15 protein-coding genes and 1 pseudogene are annotated in these 14344 nt (G+C 30.9%); 3 read left to right on the plus strand and 13 right to left on the minus strand.

Annotated elements, in window-relative coordinates; translation table 11 throughout:
* Positions 1–41 precede the first annotated feature (41 nt).
* From KDK92_RS19730 to hprK, 4 genes are all read right to left on the minus strand, one after another.
* Positions 42–1115: a polysaccharide deacetylase family protein gene (locus KDK92_RS19730; protein WP_250861113.1), complete on the minus strand. Its 1074-nt coding sequence runs from the start codon at positions 1113–1115 to the stop codon at positions 42–44.
* A 170-nt stretch (positions 1116–1285) separates the two neighbouring features.
* Positions 1286–2206: a CPBP family intramembrane glutamic endopeptidase gene (locus KDK92_RS19735; RefSeq protein WP_250861114.1), complete on the minus strand. Its 921-nt coding sequence runs from the start codon at positions 2204–2206 to the stop codon at positions 1286–1288.
* 128 nt (positions 2207–2334) lie between these two features.
* Complete coding sequence (locus KDK92_RS19740) at positions 2335–3567, minus strand: MBL fold metallo-hydrolase (RefSeq protein WP_250861115.1); 1233 nt, start codon at positions 3565–3567, stop codon at positions 2335–2337.
* 40 nt (positions 3568–3607) lie between these two features.
* Positions 3608–4513 carry an HPr(Ser) kinase/phosphatase gene (hprK, locus tag KDK92_RS19745; protein ID WP_250861116.1) on the minus strand — a complete coding sequence of 302 codons (906 nt, stop codon included), beginning with the start codon at positions 4511–4513 and terminating at the stop codon, positions 3608–3610.
* A gap of 306 nt (positions 4514–4819) precedes the next feature.
* Between hprK and KDK92_RS19750 the strand changes: the two genes are divergently transcribed.
* Both KDK92_RS19750 and KDK92_RS19755 read left to right on the plus strand, forming a co-directional pair.
* On the plus strand, positions 4820–6022 hold the full coding sequence (locus KDK92_RS19750; protein ID WP_250861117.1) for a cation:proton antiporter: 1203 nt from the start codon (positions 4820–4822) through the stop codon (positions 6020–6022).
* 12 nt (positions 6023–6034) lie between these two features.
* Complete coding sequence (locus KDK92_RS19755; protein ID WP_250861118.1) at positions 6035–6382, plus strand: hypothetical protein; 348 nt, start codon at positions 6035–6037, stop codon at positions 6380–6382.
* A gap of 26 nt (positions 6383–6408) precedes the next feature.
* Here the strand turns inward: KDK92_RS19755 and KDK92_RS19760 are convergent, their stop codons facing one another.
* Positions 6409–6756, minus strand: a complete 348-nt coding sequence (locus KDK92_RS19760) for a cupin domain-containing protein (RefSeq protein WP_250861119.1) — start codon at positions 6754–6756, stop codon at positions 6409–6411.
* A 196-nt stretch (positions 6757–6952) separates the two neighbouring features.
* Here KDK92_RS19760 and KDK92_RS19765 point away from each other — a divergent pair, with 196 nt between their 5' ends.
* Complete coding sequence (locus tag KDK92_RS19765) at positions 6953–7555, plus strand: superoxide dismutase (protein WP_250861120.1); 603 nt, start codon at positions 6953–6955, stop codon at positions 7553–7555.
* A gap of 143 nt (positions 7556–7698) precedes the next feature.
* Here the strand turns inward: KDK92_RS19765 and KDK92_RS19770 are convergent, their stop codons facing one another.
* The 8 genes and pseudogenes from KDK92_RS19770 to KDK92_RS19805 all read right to left on the minus strand — a co-directional run bounded on the left by KDK92_RS19770 (position 7699) and on the right by KDK92_RS19805 (position 14230).
* The gene (locus KDK92_RS19770; protein WP_250861121.1) at positions 7699–8598 is read right to left on the minus strand and encodes an AraC family transcriptional regulator; all 900 of its coding nucleotides are present in this window, start codon (positions 8596–8598) and stop codon (positions 7699–7701) included.
* 322 nt (positions 8599–8920) lie between these two features.
* A pseudogene (locus KDK92_RS19775) lies at positions 8921–9499 on the minus strand (peptide-methionine (S)-S-oxide reductase); the annotation flags it as partial.
* A gap of 73 nt (positions 9500–9572) precedes the next feature.
* Positions 9573–10055, minus strand: a complete 483-nt coding sequence (locus KDK92_RS19780) for an NUDIX hydrolase (RefSeq protein WP_250861122.1) — start codon at positions 10053–10055, stop codon at positions 9573–9575.
* Between the two features lie 141 nt (positions 10056–10196).
* Positions 10197–11402, minus strand: coding sequence for a hypothetical protein (locus KDK92_RS19785; protein ID WP_250861123.1), 1206 nt, complete (start codon positions 11400–11402; stop codon positions 10197–10199).
* Positions 11403–11420: 18 nt separating this feature from the next.
* Entirely contained in the window at positions 11421–12221 is an 801-nt protein-coding gene (locus KDK92_RS19790) for a hypothetical protein (RefSeq protein WP_250861124.1), read from the minus strand.
* 40 nt (positions 12222–12261) lie between these two features.
* Entirely contained in the window at positions 12262–12618 is a 357-nt protein-coding gene (locus KDK92_RS19795; RefSeq protein WP_250861125.1) for a hypothetical protein, read from the minus strand.
* The gene (locus tag KDK92_RS19800; protein WP_250861126.1) at positions 12602–13159 is read right to left on the minus strand and encodes an RNA polymerase sigma factor; all 558 of its coding nucleotides are present in this window, start codon (positions 13157–13159) and stop codon (positions 12602–12604) included. The genes KDK92_RS19795 and KDK92_RS19800 overlap by 17 nt, the downstream gene beginning before the upstream one ends.
* A 237-nt stretch (positions 13160–13396) precedes the next feature.
* On the minus strand, positions 13397–14230 hold the full coding sequence (locus KDK92_RS19805) for a nitroreductase family protein (protein ID WP_250861127.1): 834 nt from the start codon (positions 14228–14230) through the stop codon (positions 13397–13399).
* Positions 14231–14344 lie beyond the last annotated feature (114 nt).

Genomic DNA, 14344 nt, shown 5'->3' on the forward strand with positions numbered 1-14344 from the left:
AATATATCATCTTACTATTGATATATTGCCATTTATCTCTGTTAAAATGATTTAAAACTATCTTCAACAAGTGCTTCAAATCTATATCCTCTATCTATTAACTCTTCAATTATTCCTGGCAAAGCATCAGGGGTTGTCTTTTTTCCACCAGCATCATGGAAAAGAATAACTATCTTTTTCTTCCAAAGATTATTTATAACATTCTCTTTAATCTGATTTGCCGGAACTAGAGAAGCTCTTGTATCTCCTGAATCAATGTGCCAATTAAAGTGTTTATATCCCAACTCATCCACAGCTTTCTTGCCTTCTGTTCTATGAAACGATCCTCCTGGAAATCTGAATATTTTATTATCATATCCTTGAATCACACTTTTTATTATTTCATCTGTTTTATTTATTTCACTAATTAAATTATCTACATCTGAATAAATATACTTATACTCATGACTATATGAGTGATTTCCAATAACATGTCCATTTTCATGTATCTTTTTAAGTATTGTTTTGTTATTTTCAGCATTCTTTCCTAGAACAAAGAATGTTGCTTTTATATTATACTTGTCTAGTATATCTAATATTTTATACGTATTGGCACTAGGACCATCATCAAATGTTAAGTAAGCTATTTTTTCTCCTCTTGCTACATCCTTATTTACGTCTTCCTTCTTAGAAGAGTTATTGTTCGAAGTATCATTCTTAGCGGGAGTCTTCTCAGGAGTATCGCTTTCTTCTGAAACGTTTCCACAATTCACCTTATATTCTTTCTCATGAACTACCTCATCACTTCCAAACTTCTTTAAATACACTATAATATAATATATTCCATTCTCATTGAACTTAAGGTCTATATCTATACTATCCCCAGCAAAAAATGGAGGAGATGAATTTTGAAAATAATTGAGAATTTCTTTTTTATTGTGATCAAATACTTTAAAATCAAGTTTAATTAAATCATCACCATCTGTCTTAATAACATATTCAATATTCTCCATTGCTTTTATACTTTCATTATTACATTTTAATTCTTTTATCTCATTCTCTATTGCTTTAACAGGTTTAACTCCTATAGTTAATACCATTAATAATAAGACAAAACCCCTTATCCATCTTCTCATATACTCCCCCCTAACAATTTATTCCATATTATGATATTAGACATAAATATCTAATATCCTTTTTTTAGAATAAAGCAGTCAAAAACAAACGAACTCCACTTCCATGTTTTATACATGAAAGTGGAGCCATTATATTTATCATATTCTCAGTTATGTTTTTGAACATATATTTAACGTAAAACTTCTTTATTCATGAATTTGTATACTATAAGAATTCCAATAACCAAAACTATAGTGCACGCAATTCCTCCCTCAATTCCAAATCCTCCACCTGAAATAAATTGTGAACCTGAGTTATTGAACTTAAATATTGTTCCTCCTACAACAGGGTTACCACTTACTTCGATTCCAAATATATTTCCCTGTGCCCAGTTCCAAGCAGAATGAATTCCCATTACTCCCCATATTGCTCCCTCACGCAGAGCATAAACTGCAGCAAATACACCAAATAATATTAGGTTTATCATAGGTAATACCCCAACATTATTATTGCCTAAGTGTAATAGCCCAAAAAATGATGAAGATATTATTATGGCAAGTATTACATTATATCGTGCTCCAATAACAGGTAAAAGCCATCCTCTTGTTATTATCTCCTCTGTTCCTCCCTGAATTATCCATCCTATAAGAATTAATAAAACAGGTCCAATTGCAGCTGCCCCAACCGCTACACCACTTGCTGTTGTTGTAGGTTTCATTGAACCTGTAGCATAACATATGAGTACTGAAATAGTCATCATGGCAATTCCAATAAAGAATCCCTTTATGTAATTCTTACCTGCATTCTCTTTATAAAATCCAAGTGTTCTTACTTTTCTTTTCTGAATGAACTTAACATACAACATAAATACTACTGCCATTCCACCAAAAATAAACACTAAATTCAGTATTGTATTAGTAGTCATCCCCATGTCAGTAGGAACTGCAAGTGTTATTACACCAATAACTATTCCTCCAATAATCTGCCCAACTATCATTAACACAAAAGCCAGAGCCACCGTAAATATTAATAGTAGTACCGAAACTACTGTATTTGGTTTCTTCTTTTCACTTCTGAATCCCTCAATCAATCTCGATTGGTTTTCATTCATGTTATCACGTCCCCTTTTAAAATTTCATATTACACATTATATTAATATTATACCATAGTAAAAATCACCATATTTAACAAATATAGTGACTCTTTTTAAATGAAATCAATCTTTATCAGTAATTAGTTTTACTTAAATTCACTAATAAGTTTTCCTTCACTATTATATAATTTACCCGGGTCTTCAGATGAATTACTCCACATATTTTTCTTACCCCATTGTATATCACCTTTCCCATCACCACTAGAAACAGTAATTGCCTCACCTGGTTCAATAGTTACTTCTGGGAATATAAATTGTTGATTCCCCTTAACAGAAAGAAGTTTGTACCCTTTCAAATTAACTTTTGTATTTCCGTTGTTTTTAATAAAAACAAGTTCCTTTACCTTATCAATATTTTCTATACTTATGCTATTAAGCTGTTCATCTTCTTCTTCATCATTATTATCTTCCTGATTACTCTTATTATCCACTTCATTGATAATTCCATCCTTAGATACAAATTCAATGCTTTCTCCATCACTCAAACATACAATTGTACCTAATTTATCTGTTCTCAACATCTTAATTCCCAGTTTATTATATCTTTCAATTATTTCTTTATGTGGATGACCATAATCATTATCTTTACCACAACTAATAATTGCATATTTAGGTTTTACCTTTTTTAAGAATTCATTACTACTAGAGCTCCTACTTCCATGGTGTCCAGCTTTCAATACATCACTTCTAAGTTCTAATCCATTATTAATAATCTCTTTCTCACTATGGGCCTCTGCATCACCAGTAAACATAAAGCTCCTATTACCGTATTCAAATCTTATAACTATAGAATACTCATTCAGATCCTTGTACTCTGAACTATTTGGTGCTAATACTGTAAATTTACCTTCTCCTAATTCAAAAGTATCTCCAATTTTAGGTGTTGTAAATTTCAATCCTTTTTTCTTAGTTTCACTTACCACATCTTTGAATGTCTTAGTTGTATGAGTAACCTTTGGCATTAATACTTTTCCAATCTCAAATTTCTCTATAACTGCATCCAATGATCCTATATGATCCTCATGAGGATGTGTTCCTATTACATATTCTAATCTCTTTACTCCATTACTCTTTAAATATGATAATAATATTTCTTTATCATCATTATTTCCTGCATCAATAAGCATATATTTTCCTTCTTGCTCAATAAGAATAGCATCAGCCTGCCCAACATCGATATAATGTACCTTTAATTTTCCTTCAACATTTGCTCCCTCAATACTTTTATCTGCTAGACTTTCTACTTGAAGCTTACATCCACCTAAAATCAACATAATAATACTTGCCAGTACTATTATATAGCCCTTAAAATTCCTCATCTGTTTTCCCTCCACAAATATTGTTATGTAATTTGTTACTCTATCTAGATTCCATCATCCTTCTCTCTATCTTATCAATTGGCGATTCTTCTCCCATCTCTTTGTACCTGTGATTTACTGCTGCTGTTTCAATAATAACAGCAAGATTTCTTCCTGGCATAACAGGAAGAACTATTTTTCTTTTCTTAACTCCCAAGATATCCATATGGTCATCACTGCTACCAAGTCTATCATAGTTCTTGCCTTCTTGCCATCTTTCGAGTTGAATAACAAAATCAATATATTTCTCATTTCTTATTGAACTCAATCCATACAGGGCTGGAACATCAATTATACCAAGTCCCCTAACCTCAATCATACCTTCTGTTATATATGGACTTCTCCCTAATAAATGCTGATCTATGTTTTTTATATTAACGGCATCATCTGTCACTAACCGGTGTCCCCTCTTGATTAATTCAAGAGCAGTCTCACTCTTACCAATACCACTTTCACCTACAATCAATATCCCAAGACCATATATGTCACAAAGTACTCCATGTATCATTGTCTCTTCTGCTAATTCTCTATCAAGATAATTCATTATATTTGATATTATTCTTGTTGTGAGCTTTTTAGTTCTAACAATCCATATTTTTTGTTCTTTAGCAAGTTCAACGATTTCCTCACTAGGATATATATCTCTAGAGAACACCAAACATGGCATATCGAAGCTGAAGTAATATTTAAGCCTATCATATCTAACTGATGAATCAAGTTGTTGTAAGTAATTCATTTCAGCCTTTCCTAAAACTTGAATTCTTTCACTAGCAAAATAATCAAAGTATCCAGCTAACTGTAATCCTGGTCTATTAATATTGCTGATACTAACTTTTTTTTCATCATCACCTTTAACTATCACATCCAACTTCAAATCTTCAATAAGCTTTGATATATATATAAACATTATCATTGACTCCTTTTGATATCTAGTGTACAAGGCACTATGCCCCTTGTCATGGCTATGTTTATATATAGACTAAATGTAATCAATGTAGTCTATAATTTAAGTATTATCACTTAATACACTTACTATATAATAGCATAAATTCGACATTTAATGAAAATCTACAAGAACAATACCTATTTTAAATAGATAAGCTTAGGCAGTAGTAAATTCAATGATTTTGCCTCTAATGCTTGTTTACTTCTCTGCATAAAAGGACTACTATACTATAGTTGTGAAAAAATACATGCATAAGGAAGTGATAATATGAATGCTTTTATAAGTATGGGAATTGCTCTGATCGTTGGTATCGCCTTTGGTAAACTTATGGGGAAATTTAAAATACCATCTGTTGCTGGTTATATATTAGCAGGTTTACTTATAGGTGTTTCAGGATTACATATAATCGATAATAATTTAGAATTACAACTTTCTTTTTTAAGTGATTTAGCTTTAGGGATTATTGCTTTTAATATTGGAAGTGAACTTGAAATTTCTGTTATAAAAAGATTAGGAAAATCTATTTTCTTAATTGCTTTGTGTGAAGCTCTAGGTGCTTTTATATTAGTTACAGGTATTTCATTACTCTTAACTAATGATGTATCACTCTCATTAATACTCGGAGCTGTAGCATCTGCCACAGCCCCAGCAGCAACGGTTATGGTTCTAAAAGAATACAAATCCTCAGGACCCCTAACAAGTACGCTTCTAGGAGTTGTTGCAGTAGATGATGCTATATGTCTTATGATATATTCAGTTGCTTCAGCTGTTGCGAAGGTTTTTGTAAAAAATGAATCATTAACGTTTTTTAAAGTAGTTATATCTCCTTTATTTGAGATACTGCTATCTGTTGCAGTTGGTGCAGCTCTAGGAATCTTCTTGACTTATTTATTAAATAAATCTAGAAATAAAGATGAACTACTTATCTTTTCATCAGGAACAATTCTATTACTTATAGGTATTTGTTCTATATTCCATCTGTCATCTTTATTGTGTGCTATGACATTAGGATTTATGGTAACTAATGTTTCAAACAAAAGCAGAAAAACCTTCTCAGCCCTTGAGAAATTTTCACCTCCACTAATAGCAGGATTCTTTGTTCTTGCTGGTGCTAGATTAGATTTATCTATGATACCTCAAATTGGTGTGCTTGGTTTAGCTTATTTAATATTTAGATTGGCGGGTAAACTACTAGGTGCAAATCTTGGTGGTCGTCTTGCTAAAGTACCAGATAAGGTTAGAAAAAACATTGGTTTTGGATTATTTTCACAAATCGGTGTAGCTGTAGGTCTAGCCATTATTGTAAGTAATGAATTTAGTGGTACAACCTTAGGTAGTACAGTTATGACAATATTATTAGCCACAACTGTTGTTACTGAAATACTAGGACCTATCTGTACCAAAAGAGCTATTACCAATGCTGGAGAAATACCAGATATTGCTGTGCCACAAAAAAATATTGCTTGTTAGGAGATGGTTTCAATGTATTCTGTTTTTATAATACTTAATAAATTAAGCAAACTCGATGAAATACTTAAAGTTTTCTATGACAATGGATGTGGAGCAACAACATTAAATAGTGAAGGTCTTGCTCACACTCTTTGTAACCACAATCATAATATACCGATATTTGCAGGCTTAAGATCACTTTTTGAAGATGATGAACCCAATAATATAACAATAATGAGTGTCATAGAAGAAGAGAAGAAACTACGTGATGTAGTTGATGCACTTAAACATGAATTTGATGAGAATAGAAGCGGAATTATGTTTGTAACACCAGTTCTTGAGAGTTATGGACTACACAATAAAGAATACGAGAACTATTAAAAAAACGCCCTTAGGCGTTTTTTTTCTTAAGCGTGACCTTTTTTAGGAACTATACAAATAAATTCAAGAGTTTCATCTCCAGTATTCTGGAACTGATGAAGTGTATTTGAAGGAACATAAGCATATGAACCAGCTTCAATAACCTTATCCTCTCCATCTAAATGCAATATACCTTTACCTTTTATTACATAATTTATATGCGGCCAGTCATGAGTATGTCTAGGTGTATAACCACCAGCTTCAACTTCAAGCACTCTCATAACATGATCTTCCCATCCCTGTTCAGGACCAACTAAAACTTTCATCGCAGCACCTTTAACATTATCAGCACTAATTTTTACACCTTCTAATTCTGATAATTTTCCTACTACCATCACTATCACCTCAACATACAGAATTATTTGAAAACATTTATTAAGGCACATTCAAATACCCAATAGTCTTCTTATCTCTATATTATATCAAACTATGTTCTGAATAAATACTTTCTTACAAATATATTTTAGACTTAATGCATAAACTAGTGTAGTATTAAATCAAAATCTTTATAATTTAAGGAGGAGATTATCCATGCCATATACTTTGCCAAAATTACCTTATGATTACAATGCATTAGAACCACATATGGATGAGGAAACATTAAGAATTCATCATGATAAACATCACAAGGGATATGTTGATGGTCTTAATAAAGCCGCACAAGCCCTTGAAAAATCAAGAAAAGATAATGATTTTGCTCTAGTTAAACATTATGAAAGAGAGCTAGCATTCAATGGCTCTGGACATATTTTACATACTCTATTTTGGGAAAACTTAGCTCCTAATGCTAAAGATAAACCATGTGGTGAATTGCTAGCACAAATAGAGAAAGACTTTGGATCATATGATGCATTCAAAACTCAATTCACAAAAGCCGCTGCTGCAGTTGAAGGTTCTGGATGGTCTATATTGGCATATCATCCTATGTTATGTAGATTAGATATACTACAATGTGAAAAACATCAAAATTTAACTGTATGGGGATGTCAACCTCTATTAATCTTAGATGTTTGGGAACATGCATATTATTTAAAACATCAAAATAAGAGACCAGAGTATATTGAATCTTTCTGGAAAATATGCAACTGGGATAAGGTTGAAGCAAGATTCTCACATTGCTGTAAATGCAAATAAAAAAGCACTCGCTGAATGCGCTAAGAACCTTTTAAAAGAATTTGAGAGTGGTGAGTGTAGAGTTGAGAACCTCAACTCTACACTCACCACTCTCAACTATGTTTTCAAGCTTTCCTCTTTAATTTTCTAAATATTAAAAACACTTATTTTCTTAGAATAGGTGCGTAAATCTGAATCTTAGATGTCTCATCTTTGAAATCAGCATCGTATACCTCAAAACTAGGGAGTCTTGAGTAAGTATATTTGTTCTTGGTATAAACTGTTTGAGGTTGTTCTAGACCTTGTTCATATAGCCACGTCTTGAAAAAGTATTTCCAAAATTCTCCGCTAGTTTCCATCTCAAGAGTGGTGTCAAACACTGCGTATTCGCAGGTATCAAATCTACGAGCAATCAGACCCGATGGCAAGTTATCAAGTGTTGAAACTTCCACACCAATCATATACTTGGCTGTATCATCTTCTCTTGATTCATGAGTCATACCATATACTACAGAAGAGTTTACTTGATCAGGAATTAGTTCCTCCAATTTTTCGCTGTTCCATTGGTCATACAAATCTCCTATGTTATTAGTACCTCTATTGTAATCAATGTCAGTCTCAATTCCTACTACTAGGAAGCTTTCTTTTGTAACAAATTGTACACTGTCAAAACTTTGTTTTAGATTCATATCTATACCTCTTTCCATAAATAAATTTTTCGGTGGAAAAGGATTAATAAGTGGATTTATCCTCCTGAAACGCGCCGGCGGAATTCTATATTGCTGTACAAATTTCTTAGTAAATGACTGCTGGGACGAAAACCCTGTTTCAAAGGCGATAGAGATGATTCTCTTATCAGTCTCCTTAAGTAAAGTTGCCGCTCGGTATAAACGATATCGATTAACGTATTCTTTCACTGTGCACCCTGTCAGTATCCTAAACATATTCGAAAAATACGATGGCGAAAGATATGCACTCTCAGCTATATCGGCAACTAGTATGTTTTCGTCATATTTGCTGTGTATAAATTTAATTGCTTTAAATGTACTATTAAGGTAATCCATGTTAATCCCTCCTTCCACTATTATATTACTATATCTGGAATCTAAAAGTTTTGTCAGAATCAACTTAGTTTAAACTCTCCCTATAAAAAGTTCTTTTAGAGTCATCAAATTTAATTTCATTTTTATATAAAATAATGAGGGATGATAATTTTAGATAATAAAAAAAGGGTTCCAGTAATCTGGAACCCATATAATCATCTCGATTATAAATGTAATGCAAATTTTATCCCTATTTCTACTTGTTATTCCATCGAGAATCATATCATATTATGCGGTAATATGTCAATGTAATTTGAATTATTCTCTCTAGTTATTATTATCCTTATTTTCTCTTATCTAACTCTTTTACAAATGCTATGAGCAAGTCTTTTCCTTCCTCTGTTAATCCTAAATCATAAATTTCTTCTTTCAATAATTCATAGCTCCCATGCCCATGAGCATATCCATTCATATGCCCAACTGCAGTAGACATAGTTATTTGTTTCTCCGTATTATATATTTCTTTCATATCATAATATAACTTTCTAATTCTTTTGAAATAGTATTTTTGATGATAGTTCTCAGCTGCATAAAAGTTCTTAAATAATCTTATGTCCGTATCAAATTTCCTGCTTATTTCCTTCTCTTTTTTCTCCATTATTTTAAGGATAATATCTCTTTCTTCATCATCTCCATAAAATAAAATTGATCTATATTGATTACTTTGGTTTAGATGAGGACATGTTTGTGTATCAAAAAACATTTCTACCAACTCTTCATAACTTATTATTTCAGGAATATAATGAATTTGAACAGTTTCAGTATGATCTCCCATATTCTTATATTCCGGATCAGTCATATCTCCACCAGCATATCCAACCTCAGTATACTTTACTCCATCTTTTATCCCAAACTGAGAATCTGGTCCCCAGAATCAGCCCATAGCAAATGTGGCTATCTTTATTGTATTATTAAATTTACTATCCATTATTGGTTTATTCATTGAAATCATCTCCTTGGTTTAGTAAATAATCTTTAAGTTTTGATATTATAATCCTATCTGGAGGATTTAAATCTCTTTCAAGCGGTAAATCATTTAACTTAAAAAATCCCAACTCCAAAGTTTCTTCTTCATCTCTCTTCAAATCACCACTATAGTTGTTACATAAGAATACTGCTGTAGTTATATATACTTCATCTCCATTTGGATAAATATAATGTAAGTCCTCTCCTGAAAAAATATTAAAAAGTTCTAACCTATTAACACTTAACCCCGTCTCTTCCATAACTTCTCTAGTAGCTGTCTCTTCAAATGTTTCACCTAATTCCATGCTACCCCCTGGGATTCCCCAACACTTATTATCTGTTCTCCTCTGTAATAGTATCTCATTATTTTCATTAATTATAGCTGCACCTGCTGCTGGCATCAATATTGGCCTTTTACCCACGTATTTTCTCAAGTCCATTATATATCCCATAAAACCTCCTTATTAATATAGATATTCTAGTTAAGAAATCTATTGAAAGAATTTTCTCTATTTTTATTATACTGATTATATCACTGTAAGGTATGTTAAAACAACAAAAGAGGGTTTATTTCACCCTCTTAAAGTATACTCTTATTTAATTCTGAAATTACCACCATTTAAATTTATCTTAATTTCTGGACCTTCACCAATTTTCTTTTCTATCACTTTACTTCCGTCACCTTCCACAACTTTTATATCATCTTCTTTAAAAACCTTTTTACTTTCAAGGTTAATATAATTGTCGCTCTCAAGATAATAATTACCTTCTTGGTTTTTGGGAATATAAATTTCTACACTTGAACCTTGACCATCTATATTAATGTCTTGCTGAATTTTTTCCTTATACTTTATGTTAAAATTACAGTTATTTAGTGATAATTCACATTTCCCCTTCAATTCATCCACATGCATCCTATCACTTTGAACTTTCCCTGATAAACTTCCATTTATATTATTAAGAGTTATTTGGTCACCATAGGTATCTAATTGTATATCTCCAGTGATATTATCAAGATTTATATTACTATATCGATATCCATTTCCTTCTCTTATATTTATATCACCTGTAATTTCATTCCCTTTTAAGACTGAACCCCTAATATAAATATCTAGTTTATTCTTAATTCCACTAATATTAATACTTCCATTAATATTATTTATATCTACATCAATATGCTCAGGTATAAATAGTTCATAGTTTGTATCAATTTCTCCAATCTCAACAAGTTTATTTAAACTTTGTTGATTAAAATCTGATATTAGAAGTTTTCCATCTATAACTTTTATATCAATTACATTCTCTTTATATTCCTCTGCTACTTTCTTACTGTTTGCCTTAACTACAACACTTGTTTTTATTCTTACTTTATTATCAGTGCTTTGCTTTATATTAATATTACCTCTATCCTCAATTACAATCTTGTTAATATCAGCTTTGTCATATTCATATTCTTTAATCATTATATCTGAATGAGCCTTACTTTTAATATCACCCATTACTACGTTAGATACTTCATCATCCATGAATTCATTAAACACAAATACTCCTGAAGATATTAAAACCAATATTATAAATATAAATACAGCCAAAACGTCGTACTTTAACTTAATCTCTGCACCCTTATTTCTATAAACAAAATATAATATTTCTATTCCAATACTGATCAATATTATTGGCCAGAATTTAAGTATCAATAGAGCTCCACTTATACCCTTTATTCCTCCAAATAATATAAGCATCCCTATTATAACTAACAAAATACCTAATGAAAATGTACCTACTCTCATTTGTTTCAAATTATTCTCCCCCCAATACTACTGGTCAATTTCACCCTTACTTAGTGCCTTTGTACCGCTTTTAAATATTAATCTAAATCCAACTAAAATGAAAATCAAAGATATAAAACCCATTTTAGCTAGTGATATTACTCTATGATCAAGATATCTAAATAGTTCAGGTAATATAATTTTATTACCAATTATCAATGCTCCCACAAGAACAAATAATATACCAATCACTTTATTGCTGTTGCTATTGACTGTCAATCTTCTAACAATTGTAAATAAAATAAATTCTTCCCCATCATCATAGATTGAACTTCCCGAAACCCTATGAACCATGTCAAACATACTATAGAACCATATAATTATGGACCCTATTAAAAATAACATTACTCCTGTTAAATTTGACAAATATAATAACACCAAGAAACTAGTCATTATTTGTACACCTTGATTCATGGCCCCTAAATACATATGCCCTGCTCCAGGCATTATAGAAAGAAATATACTTAGAATCTGCTCTTGCTCAAAGCCTAGAATTTTTTTATCTTTCATTATAAACTTATATTCATCAAGTTCTCCATATTTTATTGTAAAATTGATTCTATCAACAATCATCATGGAGTCAATCATACTTATTAGCCATATTACTGGTAAAAATACTATAGTAAAAGGCGTGCTATATGTCATATTGGAAATCAACATAGATATGGCTGTAACCCCTATTAATGAAGCAAGAACTATTCCTGCTCTTCCTGCAAAGCCTATATATAAATATTGTAATCCTGGTAAAAACGATAATATAAAAGTTAAAAATTTACTTTTTTTCTTCACTTAGTTCACTCCTTAACTTAAAATTTTATATTTCAATTCACTAAAGAATAAAAATTTCAAATATATCTCTAAAAATACCAGTTGAAAACAGAAACATTGATACTGCTACTAGAACTAGATATACTAGCATTAGCCTTTCCCTTCCTCTGATATACATTTCATTTTGAATACTCTCAACCACCTCAACATCTAATATTTGAGGATAATAATCATCAATTCTATTCATAACTTGCTGATTGAAACTAGTTCCATTAACCCCTCCCTCTCTATCCTTAAAATCAAATTCTATTAATTCATCATCTTCTAACTCCATTAATAATTTATCCACATCAACCTCTTGCTCTAATAAAATTATATCTTTTCTATCTATATTTTCTTCATCATAAGAAGCCTTCATATAGTAATTCATCTCCCATACTATTTTTTAGTATCTTTTTAGCCCTATACAAACGAGTTTCCACTGTCCGTGGTTTAATACCTTCTTCTTCTGCTATAGTATAATAATCTTTGTTCTCAATGTAATATTTTATGAGAACTTTACCATATTTATCTGGTAGTTTATTAATACTATTTAATAAAATTTTGTTCTTCTCTTTATGTAATACATTGTTTATAGGATTTTCCTCGGATTTAGTTTCTTCCACTGTTTCTTTTAAAACTTCAACAACCTTTGTTTGTGCTTTTTCTTTTCTTATGTAATCAATGCATTTATTTGTAGCTATTCTACCTATCCAAATCTTAAAGTTCTTATTATCAAACTTAGCTATGGACAAATAAACCTGTAAAAAAGTTTCTTGTGAGAGATTCTCCGCAAGATGAACATCTTTTAACAGCTTATAACATATAGAAAAAACATATTTTTTATATATTGTTATAAGATCTTCAAAAGCTCTGTTCTCGCCAAGCATCGCACGCCTTATAAGTTCATCTTCCCTCATAATTCCCTCCTTTCCACTTTTTAACGTTTTCAATAATATAAACGTGGCTTTTATAACAAACCCTTCACTTTTTTCTAATATTTTTGTTTTTTTATAAATTTTTATAAACTTAAAGCTGAAAACTCCAGATTTTACTGGGCTCTCAGCTTTTATTTGTTTGCATATTTCTAAGATATTCTGAAGCATGAAGAATATCAACAATATTTGTTCTCTGTTCTTTGACCTTTGTTCTTTGTTTTATCTATATTTAATTGTATTTATATACTTATGTGATTTCATCTTTCCCTCTTGTGACTGAATTACCTCAAAACTCATTCTATTCTTTTCCAAACCAACTTTTAAGTGGTATAGCGATATCCCCATATCAATAAGATTCATCTTATCATATAGAGCTTTTGTGATTTTATTTTTTCTCTCTATACAATAAGTGTTAATAATTCCATCTTCCTTTGAAAACATCCATGGTTGACTGTTTATTGCTGATGGCGCTACTCGTACATAGTTGAATATATCTTCAAAAATAGAATCAATCTCTCCTAATACAACTTTATCAAGAGTCTTTCTTTTATATTCATTGATACCTTTTCTATACATTGTAAAGAAATCTTCTGGTTCTCCAAATGCTATAATAAGTATTGGTTCTTGATTATCATCAATCTCAATCATATCCTTAACCATATTCCTATCAAAAGGTGCTCCTACCCAACAAGTTCCTATTCCCATACAAGTCAACTGGATCACTATCTCCTCAAAAGCAAATCCTACATTTTCAAGATACCCATCTTTTTTATCAGATGTTATTACTATATAATGAGGTGCTTTAACCTTGATATATTTACCAATAAAATTATTGAAAAGAGCTTGCACCTTCATACCATCTTTAACTAAATGTCCCTTAAAATTTATTTCTTCATATAATCCTTTTACGTTCTTTAACATTTCTTCGACTTTACTTATTGTTTCTTCATTCAATCCATCCATTTTATACTTTCTAATTGACTTTCTTTTAAAAATAGCATCCTTTATTATCATAAAATTCCTGATTTCTAAAATCATAACAAATAGTAACACTCACTATTCATACGATTTTTCACCTTATCCGACAACAAGGCGGTAGCATGACAGGATTCAACTACTTAGGTTAGTACTGTTATACTAAAATTCCACATAGCCTTTACATTTCAA

Origin of the sequence: Oceanirhabdus seepicola, from assembly GCF_023684385.1 — a bacterium.
GTDB classification, from domain to species: domain Bacteria; phylum Bacillota; class Clostridia; order Clostridiales; family Clostridiaceae; genus Oceanirhabdus; species Oceanirhabdus seepicola.

What these genes read in the sequence shown, in the direction of transcription:
- KDK92_RS19730 (WP_250861113.1), bottom strand. Translation starts at nt 1,115, where the DNA reads ATGAGAAGATGGATAAGGGGTTTTGTCTTATTATTAATGGTATTAACT.
- KDK92_RS19735 (WP_250861114.1), bottom strand. Translation starts at nt 2,206, where the DNA reads ATGAATGAAAACCAATCGAGATTGATTGAGGGATTCAGAAGTGAAAAG.
- KDK92_RS19740 (WP_250861115.1), bottom strand. Translation starts at nt 3,567, where the DNA reads ATGAGGAATTTTAAGGGCTATATAATAGTACTGGCAAGTATTATTATG.
- hprK (WP_250861116.1), bottom strand. Translation starts at nt 4,513, where the DNA reads ATGTTTATATATATATCAAAGCTTATTGAAGATTTGAAGTTGGATGTG.
- KDK92_RS19750 (WP_250861117.1), top strand. Translation starts at nt 4,820, where the DNA reads ATGAATGCTTTTATAAGTATGGGAATTGCTCTGATCGTTGGTATCGCC.
- KDK92_RS19755 (WP_250861118.1), top strand. Translation starts at nt 6,035, where the DNA reads ATGTATTCTGTTTTTATAATACTTAATAAATTAAGCAAACTCGATGAA.
- KDK92_RS19760 (WP_250861119.1), bottom strand. Translation starts at nt 6,756, where the DNA reads ATGGTAGTAGGAAAATTATCAGAATTAGAAGGTGTAAAAATTAGTGCT.
- KDK92_RS19765 (WP_250861120.1), top strand. Translation starts at nt 6,953, where the DNA reads ATGCCATATACTTTGCCAAAATTACCTTATGATTACAATGCATTAGAA.
- KDK92_RS19770 (WP_250861121.1), bottom strand. Translation starts at nt 8,598, where the DNA reads ATGGATTACCTTAATAGTACATTTAAAGCAATTAAATTTATACACAGC.
- KDK92_RS19780 (WP_250861122.1), bottom strand. Translation starts at nt 10,055, where the DNA reads ATGGGATATATAATGGACTTGAGAAAATACGTGGGTAAAAGGCCAATA.
- KDK92_RS19795 (WP_250861125.1), bottom strand. Translation starts at nt 12,618, where the DNA reads ATGAAGGCTTCTTATGATGAAGAAAATATAGATAGAAAAGATATAATT.
- KDK92_RS19800 (WP_250861126.1), bottom strand. Translation starts at nt 13,159, where the DNA reads ATGAGGGAAGATGAACTTATAAGGCGTGCGATGCTTGGCGAGAACAGA.